This is a genomic window from Chryseobacterium sp. 22532 (assembly GCF_052044665.1).
Taxonomy (GTDB): Bacteria; Bacteroidota; Bacteroidia; order Flavobacteriales; family Weeksellaceae; genus Chryseobacterium; species Chryseobacterium lathyri.
Window position 1 is genome coordinate 182568 of sequence record NZ_JBQENJ010000002.1, and the last position, 17545, is coordinate 200112.

General features: G+C 40.7%; 10 protein-coding genes. 3 read left to right on the forward strand and 7 right to left on the reverse strand.

What is annotated here, in order from left to right:
* Window positions 1–138: 138 nt before the first annotated feature.
* The 5 genes from ACTJIV_RS05065 to ACTJIV_RS05085 form a co-directional block, all read right to left on the reverse strand.
* A complete protein-coding gene (locus tag ACTJIV_RS05065) occupies window positions 139–606 on the reverse strand; it encodes a cupin domain-containing protein (protein ID WP_440626022.1) in 468 nt (155 codons plus the stop codon).
* 94 nt (window positions 607–700) lie between these two features.
* Entirely contained in the window at window positions 701–1399 is a 699-nt protein-coding gene (locus ACTJIV_RS05070; protein WP_440626024.1) for a DUF1826 domain-containing protein, read from the reverse strand.
* Window positions 1400–1494: 95 nt separating this feature from the next.
* Window positions 1495–2067: a Crp/Fnr family transcriptional regulator gene (locus tag ACTJIV_RS05075; RefSeq protein ID WP_223558975.1), complete on the reverse strand. Its 573-nt coding sequence runs from the start codon at window positions 2065–2067 to the stop codon at window positions 1495–1497.
* 39 nt (window positions 2068–2106) lie between these two features.
* Window positions 2107–3120: an NAD-dependent epimerase/dehydratase family protein gene (locus tag ACTJIV_RS05080; RefSeq protein WP_440626026.1), complete on the reverse strand. Its 1014-nt coding sequence runs from the start codon at window positions 3118–3120 to the stop codon at window positions 2107–2109.
* A 190-nt stretch (window positions 3121–3310) separates the two neighbouring features.
* Window positions 3311–3721, reverse strand: coding sequence for a hypothetical protein (locus ACTJIV_RS05085; RefSeq protein WP_111959649.1), 411 nt, complete (start codon window positions 3719–3721; stop codon window positions 3311–3313).
* Window positions 3722–3956: 235 nt separating this feature from the next.
* Here ACTJIV_RS05085 and glsA point away from each other — a divergent pair, with 235 nt between their 5' ends.
* Window positions 3957–4964, forward strand: coding sequence for a glutaminase A (gene glsA / locus ACTJIV_RS05090; protein WP_440626028.1), 1008 nt, complete (start codon window positions 3957–3959; stop codon window positions 4962–4964).
* Window positions 4965–4993: 29 nt separating this feature from the next.
* Here the strand turns inward: glsA and ACTJIV_RS05095 are convergent, their stop codons facing one another.
* Both ACTJIV_RS05095 and ACTJIV_RS05100 read right to left on the reverse strand, forming a co-directional pair.
* Window positions 4994–5692, reverse strand: a complete 699-nt coding sequence (locus ACTJIV_RS05095; protein ID WP_440626030.1) for a LytR/AlgR family response regulator transcription factor — start codon at window positions 5690–5692, stop codon at window positions 4994–4996.
* Window positions 5692–7356, reverse strand: coding sequence for a histidine kinase (locus ACTJIV_RS05100; protein ID WP_336378256.1), 1665 nt, complete (start codon window positions 7354–7356; stop codon window positions 5692–5694). The genes ACTJIV_RS05095 and ACTJIV_RS05100 overlap by 1 nt, the downstream gene beginning before the upstream one ends.
* A gap of 109 nt (window positions 7357–7465) precedes the next feature.
* On the opposite strand from ACTJIV_RS05100, the gene ACTJIV_RS05105 reads away from it, so the two are divergent.
* Window positions 7466–9841: a TonB-dependent receptor domain-containing protein gene (locus ACTJIV_RS05105; protein ID WP_440626033.1), complete on the forward strand. Its 2376-nt coding sequence runs from the start codon at window positions 7466–7468 to the stop codon at window positions 9839–9841.
* Between the two features lie 693 nt (window positions 9842–10534).
* Window positions 10535–17536 (forward strand): SDR family NAD(P)-dependent oxidoreductase, encoded by a 7002-nt coding sequence (locus ACTJIV_RS05110; RefSeq protein WP_440626035.1) that lies wholly within the window; start codon window positions 10535–10537, stop codon window positions 17534–17536.
* The last annotated feature ends 9 nt before the right edge of the window (window positions 17537–17545 follow it).

A 17545-nucleotide genomic window follows, 5' to 3' on the forward strand; every position in this document is an offset into this window, starting at 1 on the left:
TCATATCATACTTAATAAATACCAATTCTCTAACTGATCAAAAGCAGCATCCTTTCAACAGGAGCTCTGTGAACGCAAGGCAAAACCTTTCCAATATTTTACAGCTTAGTTGAGAAGGATGTTAAGCTTTATTCTTTATTAAGGGTTATTAGTCGTAATAACAAACATAATCAAAGGTTCATCTCCGATGTTTTCAATAGAATGATAGCCTATGGAACTGATGGCTGTAATATCTCCTTTTTGAAGTATTTTTTTTCGCTCCGGTCCCTGAGTTCCGGTTCTTTCACGATATTCTCCGGCTCCATGCACAACAATATATAGTTCTTCTTCATTTTTTTCATTGTGGGTATGAAACCCGGATTCATCACCTGTATTTAATAGAACCATATAAGCACCCAGACGATTATTGGTCAGCTCATTCTGATCGAACATTTGGATCATGTATACAGTTCCGTTTCCGCCATACATTTTTTCACGTTTATCTATGCGTATAATGCTTCGCTCTTCCTTTTCAAAGGCCATTACATAAAGGTGGATGTATTTTGAAACCTCCTGTATAACGTAATCGAATTCCGCTCCTTCAGATAATATAACTGTATCAGCCATGTGAGTTAGATATTGATTTAAAATAATGTACATCAATTTACCAAAAATTATACAGCAATGCAAGCAAAACAGCTTTTATTGAAAAATCAACCATTTAGCAAATCAGCAGCAGCCTATACTCACCATCCCTTTCAACAGGAGCCCTATGAATACAAGGCAGGACTTGCTGCCCCGGATGATCTACTGCCAGTTTCCAAAGATGCCCTGATCCTAAATTTATGGGTTGGGCATTGGACTTGGGCTGGTAATGCAGATCGAAAAAACAGTCTTTCAGGAAGATTTCGAATTCTCCTTCCGGACCGTCATGTAATTCTTTAAGCTTTTCCCGGATTTCCGGAATCAGGATTTTTTGTGTAGCCTGATCATTAGGTAAGATATCACTTGCAGCACCATGGTAGGTACATAAAAAAGTTTGGGTACCAACAGGCGAGCGGTCCACATGATACGAATATACATCGGTTGAAATAAAATCGAGCTCCTCATCTCGCTCGTAACTTTTGAGTAAATTAAGGGAAGGGGAGGCTCCGAAATCAGCTAATTGCTTTAAATCACTCAAGATAATTTCCCTTGCAGCATTCCCTTCTTCTGATAGCTGCAGTGCTAAAAGATCTTCAATGGAAACTTCCGTAATATTCTCTTTTAATTGAAGTTGAGATACAATTTCTTTAAAATCACCGTCTAAATTTCTGTCCCAGCAAACTGCATTCATCGCTCCCTTAAAATTGGTATTTATAAGCTCAGAAAAAGTAGAAACTACTCCAATTTGATTGTGGTCAGAAAATTTTAGATTCATAATAAGTTGCTTAATGTTCTGCAAAAATAAGGATTAGGCTATAAGATAATGAAGACCAATACCAGATATTATTTGGATTTTATGAGGAGATTATTTTATATCAGTTTCCTGCGGATACGGCTCAGGCTTTCAGGCTTCATTCCCAGGAAAGAAGCAATATAGGTAATAGGCACATTATGCAGGATTCCCGGATAATTTTCAATAAGTTTCCTGTAGCGTTTTTCTCCGGAAAGAGTGGCGAGCTCAGTGGATCGGGTTTCATTATAGACAATAGATTTTTGAAAAACTTCTATGCTGAAATCTTTCATAGCTTCACTTTTTGAAGTTAAAGAATCAAGATCCGTCCTGGTGATTCGTAGGAGCTCACATTCAGTGATGCATTCAACATTTTCATTAGATTTTGTTGCATTTATGAAATTAAAATAAGAGGTAAAAAATCCCGGAGGACAATTGATATGCGTTGTTACCTCATCTCCATTTTCGTTATAATGGAACAGGCGTAGATAGCCTGATATGATATAATAAAGGTATTCCGGTACTTTTCCCGCTTCTTCAATAATACGGTTTTTAGGAAAAAGTACCGGTTCAAAATATTGAAAAATTAAATCCTTATCCATTTGGGAAAGAGGATGTCCGGACTGGATAAAATCAATTAATTTCTGCTGCATCGTACCTTACAAATGGTTATAAATTCAAATTTACAATAACTATTTCAATAGCTCTTTATGCTCCATTAAATAAAGTAGTGCTTCCTTTACTGCCTGTTCCGGACTTTTGGGGTTGAATCCCAATTCTTTTCTGGATTTTGTAATGTCAAAATCTTGCTGCAAACCCGAAAACATCGCAATATCCTTGCGGGTAAGAACAGGTGGCTTTTTCTGTATTTTAGCAGTAAGCTCCATAATTCCGGCAATAATAAATAAAATAGCTTTAGGCACTGAACCGGGAATTTTGATCTTTAGCTCAGGAAATAATGTATTGGCTAAGATAGTAGTGTCTGTAATGGTCATACACTTCTCATTGGCAAGGATATAGCGCTCTCCATTCCTGCCGTTCTGTGCAGCCAGATAGCAGCCTTCCGCTACATCTTTTACATCAATCCAGTTCAGGGTTATTTTAGTATCTACCGGGATTTCTTTATTGAGAATGAGCTTTAAAACTCCATAAGAAACATTCAATGGTAAAAAAGCCTCACTTCCGATCATTGCTGAAGGCATCACGGATACTATTTCTATTCCCAGTTTTCTGGCCAGTTCAAATGCCAGCTTTTCGCCGTCATTTTTAGAATTGTAATACATATCCCTGCGGTCAGGATTGTAGCCGTAACTTTCTTTGGTAGGGAGTTTTGTATAATCTAATGCCGCTATAGAACTTACATAAACAATACGTTTTACGCCTGCTTCTGCTGCGGCTTCAATAGTATTTTTTGTTCCCTGAATATTCACATCATAAATTTCTGTTTTAGGATCCTGTGCCCACAGCTTGAAAGATGCTCCCACTGCATAGAATGTTTCCACTCCCTGTAAGGCTTTGATAAAAGACGATTTGTCGGTGATATCTGCCTGTACCACCTCGCAGTCCAATCCTGTAAATGGTGCTTTATTATTAATATTTCTTACGCTGGCTCTTACAGGAACTCCTTTATTGATCAGGAATCTTACCAGATTATTTCCTAAATGTCCGTTGGCCCCGGAAACTAAAGCCAGATTTTTCTGTATCATAATTGCTTATTTTAATGACACAAAGTTCCTATTACCATTTGCCAATGCACTTGACTTTTGTTAGATAATGTTCAGACGGTTTCTGCGATAAAAATATAAAGCCATCTCAATAATGAGACAGCTTCATCTGTTTTGTATATGATGTCATTAAATGAATAGCTGACAGCTTAATACCATGAGCCAATTGTTTTTATCCTGCTTTGCACATAGCATCCCAGGTTGTCCAGAAATGGGCATTAATAGCTCCGGGAGCAGGGTTGGTGCTGTCAGCAACAATACCTACCATAGAAGCGCAGTTCGAATTGCAGCCTATTTCATTATAACTTCCTGCCTGAGGCGGAATTTGGCGCCATGTACCGGTAGAACCGCTTAATAATTCTACTTTAATTTCAAAAATACCCGAAAGATTTGGGGTCTGAATTTGTTTCGTCGGAGCTTCGCTGGAAATCGAATCGCTCCAGTTACCCTGTGAGAATGTAACGCGCCAAGTGGAAATCATTTTGGATGTATCATTCTGAGGTGAAAGATAAACCCAGAATTGTGCGCCTCCACCCAATTGAAGCTGGCCGGCAGAGTTGGCATTGATGTTTGTAGTGTCCATATTGAATTTATTTTGTTGGTTATTTTTTTATTAACTGTTCTGTATTCCAAAGTAACAAAGAAGAATACAGCTGTTTTAGAGTACAAATGACCAATTATGGCTTTGGGTAGAAATACTTAGGTTAGGAAAACAAAACTGAGAACTGATATTTTCCTGTAGATTTGCTGGCAGAGGAGGAAATGCTTTATCTTTGTTTTTAAAGGTTGATGATAAGTTGTTGGCCGAAAATACCTTTATGAATAATAGTTTTTTACTTTCTGCAAAAAGAATCTGTATTGCAGCTTTTCTTTCCTTAAACACAGTGATGTATGCCCAGAAAGCAGATATTTCCACAATTTCGGAAAAAACCTTAAACAGCATCCTGGAAAAAAACAGAAACTATTATACGGAGGGGAAAGTGGCTGATTATATTCCTGAACTAGGTAAAATGGATGCCAGAGCAATCGCTTTTTCAGTGGTTGGTAAAAACGGTAAAATCTTTAATACTGGCGATGTTCACAAGAAATTCACTATGCAGAGTATCTCCAAAATCATTGCATTAATGATTGCTGTCAATGAGAAAGGGGAGGCAAATGTTTTTGATAAAATGGGGTATTTTGGAACCGATAAACCTTTCAATCACTTTTCCAACCTTGAAACTACTGGTAAACCATTGAATCCGATGATGAATGCGGGAGCTATTCTTACCACTTCACTAATTTCAGGAGAAGGTGAAAAACCGTTTCTTAAAATTTTGGATCTGGTAAGGTATATAACCAAAAATAATACAATTGATTACAATACATCCGTTTACGAATCCGAAAAATCTACAGGCCACCGTAACCGTGGCATATTTTACCTGATGAAAAACAACGGACTGATCTCGGGAAATGAAGATCAGCTGGACAATTATTTCAAACAATGTTCTATTGAGCTTACGGCTGAAGATTTGGCTAAAATTGGATATTTCTTTGCCAATGAATGTGTTCGTTTTGACGGAGATACCAAGTATAAAAATGCAGAAATGTCGAAACTGATCCAATCTCAGATGCTCATAGCCGGGATGTACGAATTCAGTGGAGAATATGCCAGAACTGTAGGTCTTCCTAGCAAATCCGGTGTTGGAGGCGGAATTGCCGTGAGTGTTCCCGGGAAAATGGGAATCGGTGTTTTCAGTCCCGCATTAGATCAGCATGGAAATTCCTCGGCCGGTTATCATATGATTTTAGACCTGGTGAAACAGTATGACCTGAGTCTGTTTTAAGAATAGTCTTCACATGTCGAATTCAGACATCAGACCATTTTATTTTTCAGGTCTTTATACTTCGAACGTCCTACAGGCAATACTTCACCTGTTTTAAGCAAGGCTCCATACCGTGTGCCGGGATTGATGATAATTTTTTCGATCTGCTGAAAATTAACAAGATAAGACTTATGAATGCGTTCAAACCTCTCAGGAAGAAGTTGCTGCAAATATTCAAGGGATTTATCATGAAGCTCATTCTGTCCGTTACTGAGATGCAGCTCAGTATAAATTCCGGCCCCTTTGATGTAGATCACCTCAGAAATATTGATCACACGAACCTGTCCGGCTCTTTTTACAGCGAGGTATTTAATGCCTTCATCCGGTTTTATGGCAGGGCTGACGAATCTTGTTAAAGCCTTAAAAAGTCTGTCCTGGTCAAAGGGTTTGGGAACAAAATCAAGAACCCCGTACGCAAAAGCGGTAATCGCCTTATCTGTATTGGCAGAAACAATTATGGTATGAAAAGAAGCGGCTACCATATGTTCCAATAGTTCAAAACCATTATCCCCATTGAGATTAAGATCGAGTAGGAGCAGATCGGGAATTCGGGTTGAAACCTGATCAAGTCCCTTTTGCAGGGAATCACAGATAATGATTTCATGGGGTCTGTCCGTAAAGAATTCGGACGTCATACGCTGTAAACGTCGTGCAATTCTGGCCTCATCCTCTATAATTACTATATTCATCACCTTACAATTTGAATGGTAGACATCCAGCCGGTTTCCGTAGAGCCCGATTCGAGTTTCCAGTTTTGGCCATAACTTTCAGTCAGTCTTGCTTTGATATACTTAAAGCCGTTTCCGCCCGCGCGGTCCGTCATGATTGGCCGGTTCTTCGCGATAGTTTCAAAAGTATATTGGTGAGCCTCTTTTGATAAAGAATAATGGAGTACAAATTGAATTGTATTTCCGGACAGTGGCTCGCTGTGTGTAATACCATTCTCCAGCAGGGTATGAATGATTGCCGGAGGTATCAGCTGTGTTTCATCGATTCCTTTTTGTTCCCAGATATAATTTATTTCCTTCCGAAAACCCATAACTGACAGGTGTTGGCGGCATAACTCCAGTTCTTTCGTAACAGGGATCAGGGTCTGTTCAGAGATCTCGTTCATAATATCAAATTCTGTGGCCAATGCCTGGATAAAGCGGGCTCCGTCCTTGGGGGATTCTTCTACCCAGTCCATCATCGAAGTCAGCGTATTCCTTAAAAAGTGAGGCTGAATATTCTTTTTAAGCAATTCCAGTTGCAGCCTCGACGAAAGTAAAACAGCATTCTGATGCTCTGCCTCAATGACACTGGTACGGATAGAGTGCAGATAAAGCATAGAGAGTACAATGATGGTAAAACTAATGAATAGCCCATAATCATAAACCACAAGCCTGTTGACCAATGCACTTGCCAAAAGAGCAGTCAGAGCAATAAAACCTCCTTTTTCCTTTTGAAGAATACCATTCAGAACCACAATGAAGGCAGTTATCAGCATGGCCAGGCTATAGAGCCGGGCAGTCAGGTCATAGTGCCCGTAATTGAACCAATAAAGTCCAAGCAGTGTCAGCAGCAGGGCGAGCATCAGCCATTTCCCATACCTGAAGTTAAACTGAATAATAAAATACCAAGGAACCAGCAGCGCATTGGTAAACGTCAGCCATCCGATGATTTCAAGACGTAAGAAGAACTCAGAATAGGGGAGCTTCACATGGAATTTCAGATATTCCATGATCAGTAAAGTGAAAAAAAGAAGGCATATGGTCGCAAATATAAGGATGTCTTTCTGTTTTCTTTTGCTGTTCAGATAGAGGAAGAAATAATAAACGGCAGCGATCAGAAAAGCTCCGGCCATCAGGTTCATATAGGCCGTTGTGACCAGTGGGTATGTCAGTAATGTTTCGTAATTATTGATTGTGAATCCAATACTCCGCTGGACATCAGGATACAGGGATTGGGAGCTGCGCATGGCAATCGTATGAAGCCCGGGCGAAATCAGATGATTCGGAATCCTGTAATAACTGCATTCAGTTCCCGGTATTTCCGGATTTCCATTTTTCGGAAGCTGTCCGTTTCTGCCGATCAGTACACCATCCCAGTACACTTCAAAAGCACCGAAAGAATTGATCTGAAGACCGAGAGGTATCAGCTCGTTTTCCACTGGACGTAGATCAACATGGGTACGTGACCAGAATATTTTATCCGAAGTATTACCCCTGGTCTCAGACCAGTCTTTATCATTATAATTTTTACTTATCCAGGCCATATTGTCTCCGGTTTTATAAACCGGTACTGGATCTTCATTGCGGATAACAGGTATAGCCAGCAGGTCAAGCAGCGTTAATAAAAATATTAAATAATACATAATGTAAATATACAAGCTAATTTGAAAAATCGGATGTCGTTTGAAAGCTTGTGGAGCTGTTCAGATGTTTCTTCTGTGAATGGCTGTTTCTACGATTTAAATTTACATCATGAAACAAGTAGCCATCATTTTTTTTATCATCTTGTCTGTTCAGTATTCATTTGCACAGAAAGGTCAGATTACTGGAGTCATTCAGGAAAAACAGGATATACCCATATCTTATGTAACGGTAACATTAAAGGATAACGGAGATCGGGCGATTGCCGCCGGTATTTCGGATGCCAAAGGAATATTCAGGCTGGAAAGCATTACGGCTGGAAACTATACCATCAGTTATGCTCTTGCGGGTTTTCAGACGATCAGCAGGCCTGTGGAGGTTAAGACTGATGAGACAGTCAATGTGGGAACAGTTATTTTAGAGCCTGATACAAAACTGTTGCAGGAAGTGTCTGTAACAGGACAACGTTCATCGGTCAGTTTAAAACTGGACAAAAAAGTCTTTGAAGTAGGTAAGGATGTCCTCTCGCAGTCAGGTGCGGTGACGGATCTTCTCAACGTTGTTCCTTCTGTTAGTGTGAGTCCGGGTGGAGAAATCAGTTTACGGGGGAATTCTAATGTATTGGTATTAATTGACGGCCGCCGGACCGGACTGACTCAGAGCAATGCTTTGGAACAGGTGCCCGCCGATCAGGTAGAGCGCGTGGAGGTGATCACCAATCCTTCTTCCAGATTCGATGCAGCCGGTTCTGCTGGGATTATCAATATCATACTTAAAAAGAATAAAAAGGCAGGATTCAATGGTCAGTTGCGTCTGGTAGGCGGCATACCCAACGAAACCCGTATCAGTCCCAGTCTGAATTATAAATCAAATAAACTCAATCTGTTTGCTACCTACGGCATCCGGTTCTCAGATTATGTAGGTCTGTATACAATGAAACAGTCTACGGGACTTTCAGGAACACGGGTAGATCTGGACCAGAGACAGGATGAGAACAGGCATGATGATGCCAAATTACTTTATTTTGGGGCCGACTTTAAGATCAATGATCATAATACCATTACCGCAGCTTTCATGAGGAATTCAACCCACGATCACGACAAGACCCAGCTTAATTATTTATATTCAAATAAAAACGGAATTATCGACAGCAGTCTCACCAGAAAGGGCGAATCATGGGAAAAGCGCAGCTATAACCAGCTCGAATTCAATTATACCAAAAACTTTGCTAAAGCAGGAAAGAAGCTGACTGTAGATATGCAGTATGACTTCTGGGATAGTGACAAAGACTGGAACTTATCAACCCGCAAAGTATTTCCAGCTGCTGTAGACTTACCAATGATCAGGACAGGTTCAATGGGTGAGAGCAAGGATTTTATGATTAAAACAGATATGGTGCAGCCACTGGACAGTACTTCCACTTTGGAATTCGGTTTGAAGTTAGAAGACCGGAGAGTAAACACCGACTTTATCGCGGAACAGCAGAATTCAGCGGGCTGGGAGATCATTGATCAGATTGATAATCATTTGTTATATAAAGAATTGATTGGAAGTGCTTACGTACAGTTTTCCGGAAAGACCGGAGCTTTAAGTTATCAGGCAGGTTTACGTGGCGAGCTTACCCATATCGGTATCGAAGACCGTGCGGGTACCTATACCAATGAGAAAAATTATAACCGTCTGTTTCCAACATTAAATGTAAGCTATCGTTTCAATGAGCGGACTACTTTACAGGGAAGCTACAGCAAAAGAATCAACAGGCCAAGGCTGGGCATGATTTATCCTTTTAATGAACTGACTGATCTAAGCAGCCGTTATGTGGGAAATCCGGATCTTAATCCATCTTATGCCAATGTTTTTGAAATCGCTTTTCTTAAAAACTGGAAGACGCTTACCTTTAATCCATCCTTCTATTATCAGCGAAATACCGGAGTAATGGAAGATTATACGTTCCGGAATGCGGAGGGGCTGTTTATTACAATGCCGGTTAATATAAAAAGGGAAACCCGTCACGGTTTTGAGCTGTCAGTGCTTTATAATCCTGTCAAATGGCTGCAGGTTAATACAGAGCTTAATCTGTTTCATTATGCAGAACAGGGCAGTTATAAAGATCAAAGCTTCGATTATTCCGGGAATACCTTAACCGCCCGCGTAAGTGCCCAGCTGAAATTGAAGAACAAACTTGCTTTTCAAACGCTTTATAATTTCAGAGGAGCCAATGCTACTGCCCAGACTCGTACAGATGCACTTCACAGTATTGATTTTGGACTGAGCAAGACTTTTTTAAAAGACAAAGCAACGCTTATGTTTGATATAAGCAATCTGTTTGGATTACGAAAGTCAAACAGCAGAACTGTAGGGGCAGATTACGAAATCAGCCAGACCAGTATTCCTAATGCTGCCCGCTATCGTTTAACACTGGTTTACAGATTCAACCAAAAAGATAATCAGACGGTACGGCAAGCTAAAAGTGGCAACAGAGATTAAATTTTAGATAATTTATTGGCATTTTAAATAAAACAATAATTTCTGCCTGATCTGCAAAATCTGCGAGCGCATTTTTTGATTTAAATTTGATCTTTCGTCTTCTGTGACGAAAAAATACTAACAGATGACAGATGAAATATTAATGGATGATATAATTTTGTCAATCAAATAATGAGGATTTTTTTATAATCTTCTTATTATCATAACGTTGCTTTCCGGTAACGTTATTTTTTTGCGAAAATCTTATGAAATTTTGTTATTATTTTTTCAAAATTCTGAATTTACTGATTCTTTTTACCGGATCAGCAAACTACAGATTATGTAGATTTCATACGCTTTTATAGGTGTGTTATATTTTTGTAATATAGAAAAATAATTCCCTTATTTTTGATTTATTTTATTTTTTATTTCTATATTTGCTTTAAATTATCAATTATAAACCTTTATAATTGAAGCTTATAGGTTGTGCTGTCTCATTTTTCGATAATAGAAATATAATCTATATTTTTTAATGGTATTTAAATTAATAATAATTAATTATTAATAATTAATTATTAAATTTTATTTATGATTAGAAATGTAATATAAATTTATTATTTTTATTCCCTAATAATTGATAAATGCTCTTTATGCCGAAAGGTTGCGAGTTGTGTTATATAATTTCCCAGTTATTATCTCAATATCATGAATGCAATGAAAAACTTAACCATTATTGGTGTAACGCCTTTTGAAAAGCCGGATGTTAATCTTATGCTGAAATTACATGAGGCAGGTGCGTTTCCCGTCTTAAGCTTAGGACATGATTCAAAAGCAGCTCAGGAAGCGCTGAATCAAATGAACCAGACAGATATACCTTCTTATGGGATCTATCTGCCGAACGACAAATTTATATCCCTTCAGATTCCCGAAAAAGTTAGGTTGGCCATCCTTCCGTCCGGTATTTTAATGAACCTTATACCGGATCTTCCCGTTATTTATCAGGTGACCAGTTTAGATGAAGCCAGGTTGGCCGAACAGTCTGGTGCCGAAGGGATTATTATCAAAGGCAACGAAGCAGGTGGCCTCGTAGGCTATGAGTCTACATTTGTATTATTTCAGCGTGTCATCAAAGAAGTTAATTCTGTTCCCGTTTGGATGCATGGAGGAGTAGGGATTCATACAGCTGCTGCTGCCAAAGCACTGGGAGCAGCAGGTGTTGTACTGGATAGTCAGCTGGTATTATTCCCCGAAAGTTCCGTTCCTCAGGAGATCAAAGACCTGTCCTCAAAACTGAATGGTACCGAAACTAAAATAATAGCGAATCACCGGATATTGGTGAGACCCAACTCACCTGCGCTACCGGAAGATATCACGGCTGATGAGCTGAGACAATATTTTACTGATCTTGACCTAAACAACAGCTATATTCCTATGGGCCAGGATATTTCATTGGCAATAGATCTGTATGAAGATTTCAAAACCCTGAAAAAAATGGTTTTTGGATTCAAAGAAGCCATGTATGGTCATTTGAAGCAGGCTAAAGCACTTAAAGTGATCAGTGAGAATAATATAATGGCTCAAAAGCTGGGATTGCGTTACCCTATCGCACAGGGACCAATGACCCGTGTCAGCGATGTTCCGTTATTTGCCAATGCAGTAGCAAATGCAGGCGCTTTGCCTTTTGTTGCTTTATCATTGTTGAAAGGTGAGCAGGCGAAAGCTTTGGTGATGGAAACCAAAAAACTGGCTGGTGAAAAAACGTGGGGTGTAGGTATTCTTGGATTTGCCCCTCAGGAATTGAGAGAAGAACAGACATCCTATATATTGGAAGCTAAACCTCCCGTAGTTCTTATTGCCGGAGGAAGACCTGCACAGGCTAAGGTATTTGAAAAGGCGGGAATTACAACTTTCCTTCACGTTCCTTCTCCTGCATTGCTGGATATTTTCCTAAAAGAAGGCGCTGTCAACTTCATCTTTGAAGGCCGTGAATGCGGTGGTCACGTAGGTCCGCTTTCCAGCATGGTGCTTTGGGAAAAACAGATTGAACGTATTTTAAAAGAAGAACATCCTGAAAATATCAGCGTATTTTTTGCGGGCGGAATTCATAATGCATTTTCAACAGCATTCGTTTCTATCATGGCAGCTCCGTTAGCAGCAAGAGGCGTAAAGGTTGGAGTACTGATCGGAACAGCCTATCTCTATACGGAAGAGGCCGTACGTACCGGAGCTATTCAGGAAGAATTCCAGGTGCAGGCTATGCAGGCAAAAGACACAGTTTTACTGGAAACAGCACCGGGACACGAAACACGTTGTTTAAATACAGCTTTTGCTAAACATTTCAGCACCGAGAAAATTAAACTTCTGGCAGCCGGAATGGATAAAAAAGAAGTTTGGGAACAGCTTGAAAAACTAAATGTGGGCCGGCTTAGAATTGCTGCAAAAGGAATTGACCGTCAGGGAGACAAGTTGGTTAATGTTCCTAAAAACGAGCAGCTGGATCTTGGAATGTACATGATCGGTCAGGTGGCCACGATGCAAAACCGGGTGATTTCCCTTGCATCCCTTCATCAGAATGTAAGTATTGATAACTATAAATACATTGAAGAGGCGGCTTTACCGGAACAGCCGGTATCCTCAGAAAAACCTCTGGATGTAGCGATTGTCGGGATGGAATGTATTTTCCCGGGCGCTAAAAACCTTGAAGAGTACTGGCGAAACATCATTTTAGGAAGAGACAGTGTCACAGAAGTTCCCGATGAGCGCTGGAACAAAGAACTTTACTATCAACCGGATTCAGACGGACCGGATGTATCTCATTCCAAATGGGGAGGATTTATTCCAAAAATTGATTTTGATCCTTTGGCCTTCGGAATTCCTCCACAATCCCTTGCTGCCATTGAACCCACACAGCTGTTGACCTTATTGGTTGCCAAGCGTGCGATGGAAGATGCAGGCTATGGAGAAAAACACATCAACAGAGAAAATATTTCTGTTATTATAGGCGCTGAAGGCGGTAATGATCTCGCCAACAGCTATAGTTTCAGAGGATACTATAAACAGGTTTTCGGAGAACTTCATGAAGAAGTGAAACAGGCATTTCCCCATACGACGGAAGATTCATTTCCTGGTATTTTGGCTAATGTGATCGCAGGGAGAATTACAAACCGTCTGGATCTGGGGGGAAGAAATTTTACCGTAGATGCGGCGTGTGCTTCTTCTCTGGCAGCTATTGATCTGGCCTGTCAGGAACTTGTATTAGGGAAATCCGATATGGTTCTTGCTGGCGGAGCGGATTTACACAACGGAATCAATGATTATCTTATGTTTTCAAGCACTCATGCACTTTCCAGAAAAGGAAGATGCGCGACATTTGACGGAGAAGCCGACGGAATTGCCCTTGGAGAGGGAGTTGCGATTCTTGTCTTAAAAAGATACGAAGATGCCGTTCGCGATGGCGACCGTATTTATTCTGTCATCAAAGGAGTAGGAGGGTCAAGTGACGGAAAAGCGTTAGGTCTTACAGCCCCTAGAAAAATAGGACAGGTACGGGCGTTGGAACGCGCGTACACCCAGGCAGGAATCAGTCCTGCGTCAGTTGGTTTAGTGGAAGCCCATGGAACTGGAACTGTAGTAGGAGATAAAACTGAACTGAGTGCACTGACCAATTTATTCAGCCGTTCAGGAGCCATACCGGGACAGACTCACTTAGGTTCTGTAAAGACACAAATCGGGCATACCAAATGTGCCGCCGGATTAGCCGGGCTGATCAAAGCTTCACTGGCGGTATACCACGGCGTAAAACCACCAACACTTCATTTACAGCAGCCTAATGCTTATTATAATGCCCAAACCAGCCCTTTTGCTTTTTATGCAGAAAGTGGTTTATGGGGGGAGAAAAACCGTTATGCAGGAATCAGTGCTTTTGGATTCGGGGGAACCAATTTCCATACGGTCATTGCCAACCATCCTAAGGAAGACGATTCTGCCGTATTGCAATCGTGGCCGTCAGAATTATTTATATTCCGTGGGGATACGTATGAGGATGCGAAAATTCAATTGGCACAGATCAAATCTTTATTAGAGGTCAACGGTGATATTCCATTAAAAGATATGGCGTACAGCTTAGCGGTAGGCTCAGAAAAACCAATTCAGTTAAGCATTGTCGCTGATACCTCTGAACATTTGATGATGAATATCGAACTGGCATTATCAGGCATTGAAAGTAAAGATACTTTTACAGTTAACAGACGCGATGGTAAAGTAGCTTTCTTGTTCCCGGGACAGGGCAGTCAGAGAATCAATATGGCCCGCGATCTGTTCGTCGCTTTTCCGGCCATGCGTAACCTGATTGAAGGATATCCTGAATTGGAGAAAGTAGTTTTCCCTTCAGCAACATTTAATGAAGCTGCTTTAAAACAACAGAAAGAAACCATTAAAGATACCCGTCTGGCACAACCTATCTTAGGAATGGTTGACCTGGCTTTAGCTAACTTCCTGAAATCGCTGGACATCGTTCCGGATATGATGGCAGGTCACAGTTATGGTGAACTACCTGCTTTATGTTTTGCCGGAGCTTTTGAAGAAGAAAAACTGGTTGATCTAAGTATTCAAAGAGCTCATGCCATTCTGGATTCAGTAGAAGGAGGTGATCCGGGAACTATGATTGCGGTAAGCGCAACTAGAGAACAATTGCAGCCGGTATTAGACAAAACAGAAGGTTGCTATCCGGTTAATTATAATGCTCCGACCCAATGTGTAGTGGCGGGAAGTACGCCGGCCATCAATAAATTAATGGAAACCCTAAAACAAGAACGCATCTCTGCAAAGAAATTAGAAGTTGCGTGTGCATTCCACAGCCCATTATTGGCCAAGTCCAAAGGCTTATATAATGAGGTTTTAAAAGATATTCCTTTCCAGGAAATGCAGATCCCGGTTTGGTCGAATACAACTGCAGAAATCTATCCAACAAGTCCATCGGAAATCAAAGAAAGACTGACGGATCATCTGGTGCAGCCCGTAAGATTTGTAGAAGAAATTCAGGCGATGTATGAAGACGGAGCCAGAATATTCATCGAAGTAGGCCCTGGAAAAGTCCTTTCCGGACTGACTAAATCCTGCTTGGAAAAAGATCAGCTGATCCTGTATGTAGAAGACAGCAACCGAAATAAACTGAGCCATCTTCTTTCCATGCTGGCACAATATCTGGGAACAGGCCGAAGCTTCAGCATTGAAAAACTTTTCGACGGCCGTAATGCTAAACTGATTCAGATAGACCAGCCTGAACTGTATAAGAAAAATCCAGCCATTTGGCGTGTGAACGGACAAATGGCGCATCCAACCACAGGTAATCTGCCGGCTAACGGTGCATTACCGATATTAAATCCTATTCCCATGAACAATTTTACGAATAACCAACCAGCCCCTGTAGCCGAATCTCAGCCTGCTGCTGAACGTATGCTTCAGGAATATTTAAATACCATGAAACAGCTGATTCAGGCACAGCGTGATGTGATGCTTTCCTTCCTGGGACAGAATCCACAAGTCAGCCCTGCACCTGTTTATGCTGCGCCGGTACAAGCACCAGTGAACGATCGTTTAGTGACGATTCCTGCACAGCCTGTCCATGTAGAAAAGCCAGCTGCTGTTTCGGTAAAACAGGCTCCGGTAAAAGATATTAAAACCCTGTTGCTACAGGTGGTCAGCGATAAAACAGGATATCCACACGAAATGCTCGGTATGGAAATGGATCTGGAAGCTGATTTGAGTATTGACTCTATCAAAAGGGTAGAAATCATTGGAACGCTTCGCAGTGAGTTGGGAGCGCTTACATCAGGTAATGCTGATGAAGATACGATCATGGAAAAATTAGCATCGATCAAAACGTTAAGCGGTCTGGTTTCCTGGTTGACAGAATTAACTGGAACTCCAATAGCAGCTCCTGAAAAAAACGGAACTGCAGTAACACCAGCAGCAGGTGTAGAAAGTAAATCAGCATTCTCTCTTGAAGAGCTTCAAAATATAATTCTGGATATTGTCAGTGAGAAAACGGGTTATCCAAAGGAAATGCTTGGATTGGATCTTGACCTTGAAGCAGATTTGAGCATTGACTCTATTAAAAGAATGGAAATTATCGGAGACCTTAAAACCAAAATAGGTTTCGGTCAGGATATGGACCAGGCGGATGATCTGATGGAAAAACTGGCAGCCATTAAAACATTAAAAGGACTGGCCTCATGGATCAGCGAAATGAGTGAAAACACCGATGCTGATGCTGAACCTGTACAGAATTTATTGTCACGTCTTCGTTTTGATCTGACTCCAACCGATGTTTCTACAGAGCAGAATACAGAAATCATCAAGGGAAAACGTTTTGCCATTACTCAGGACAACAGTCCCCAAACGATGGCGATCAAAAACACCCTTGAAAAATATGGCGCTATCGCAGAATTGGTGGATACGGAAAGAGATCTTAAAGATTTTGATGGACTGATCATTCTGGATCTGTTCTCCTCAACCGTAAAACACAGCATCATTGATCACGTAGATCAGATCAAGAAACTGGATCTTGATAAAGCCAAATGGGTGTATCTGATTTCAGATATTCCGGCCCATATTCAGGAATTGACTGATACCCGTCTTTTACGTCATTACAAAGGCTATCCTGGACTTTTCAAAAGTTTAGCGAGAGAATTTGAACAGACCTCCTGCAGGCTGATCAGTCTGAGTACACCACAGGAAGTTGATCAGATTACAGAGATCGCTTTAAAAGAAATATTAACCACAGATAAACCTTCCGAAGTCGTTTACAAACACGACCAAAGGCATAAAATAGAGATCATCCCTTCTCCATTGTCAACAAGCCTTGAAGAAGCGCATATCCAGCTGGATCAGGAATCTGTAGTCTTAGTGCTTGGAGGCGGACAGGGGATCACTTCTGAATTGGTGAAACATATGTCCGGAGCATATCCGTGTACCTATATTCTGGTAGGAAGATCAGCATATCCCAGAGATGTCATAGCAGACCTTAAAGAAGTGGAAGCCATGAAAACCAAGGAAGAAATAAGAAGCTATCTTATTAAAACCGGAAAATTCACTTCTCCTTCCGAAATAGAAAAAGAGACCGTAAGAATTTTTAAAAACAATCAGATCCTGCGTACCATCCGTGATATGGAGCAGATAGGAAATACCGTATTGTATCAGTCCTTAGATCTTTGTGATGAAGAGGGATTATCAGATCTGATCAAAAATATTTACGAAAAATACAACCGTTTAGACGGCGTTATTCATGGGGCAGGTCTTTTGGAAGACAAACTGTTCAGACAGAAAACCTCCAGCTCATTTGAACGTGTCTTTGATACGAAAGTAAAACCGCTTCGTGTATTGGCAGAACAACTTCGAGCCGACTGTCAGTTTGTAGTGCTCTTCTCAAGCATCGCTTCAGTATACGGGAACAAAGGGCAGACAGATTATGCTGCGGCCAACTCTGTACTGGATGATTATGCGAAAGCTTTAAACAAAAAATTAAAAGGAAAAGTAATCTCCATCAACTGGGGCCCATGGAAAGGAGCCGGGATGGTTTCATCGACTCTGGAAACAGAATATGAACGTCGCGGTATTTCTTTAATTCCATTGGATCAGGGGAAAGAAATTTTCCTTAATGAGATCAAATACGGAACCGAAAGTCAGGTATTGATCATGTCCGGAAACAACTGGTAAACCTCTGTA

Coding starts and splice junctions, on each gene's coding strand:
- ACTJIV_RS05065 (WP_440626022.1), bottom strand. CDS start 606: ATGGCTGATACAGTTATATTATCTGAAGGAGCGGAATTCGATTACGTT.
- ACTJIV_RS05070 (WP_440626024.1), bottom strand. CDS start 1,399: ATGAATCTAAAATTTTCTGACCACAATCAAATTGGAGTAGTTTCTACT.
- ACTJIV_RS05075 (WP_223558975.1), bottom strand. CDS start 2,067: ATGCAGCAGAAATTAATTGATTTTATCCAGTCCGGACATCCTCTTTCC.
- ACTJIV_RS05080 (WP_440626026.1), bottom strand. CDS start 3,120: ATGATACAGAAAAATCTGGCTTTAGTTTCCGGGGCCAACGGACATTTA.
- ACTJIV_RS05085 (WP_111959649.1), bottom strand. CDS start 3,721: ATGGACACTACAAACATCAATGCCAACTCTGCCGGCCAGCTTCAATTG.
- glsA (WP_440626028.1), top strand. CDS start 3,957: ATGAATAATAGTTTTTTACTTTCTGCAAAAAGAATCTGTATTGCAGCT.
- ACTJIV_RS05095 (WP_440626030.1), bottom strand. CDS start 5,692: ATGAATATAGTAATTATAGAGGATGAGGCCAGAATTGCACGACGTTTA.
- ACTJIV_RS05100 (WP_336378256.1), bottom strand. CDS start 7,356: ATGTATTATTTAATATTTTTATTAACGCTGCTTGACCTGCTGGCTATA.
- ACTJIV_RS05105 (WP_440626033.1), top strand. CDS start 7,466: ATGAAACAAGTAGCCATCATTTTTTTTATCATCTTGTCTGTTCAGTAT.
- ACTJIV_RS05110 (WP_440626035.1), top strand. CDS start 10,535: ATGAAAAACTTAACCATTATTGGTGTAACGCCTTTTGAAAAGCCGGAT.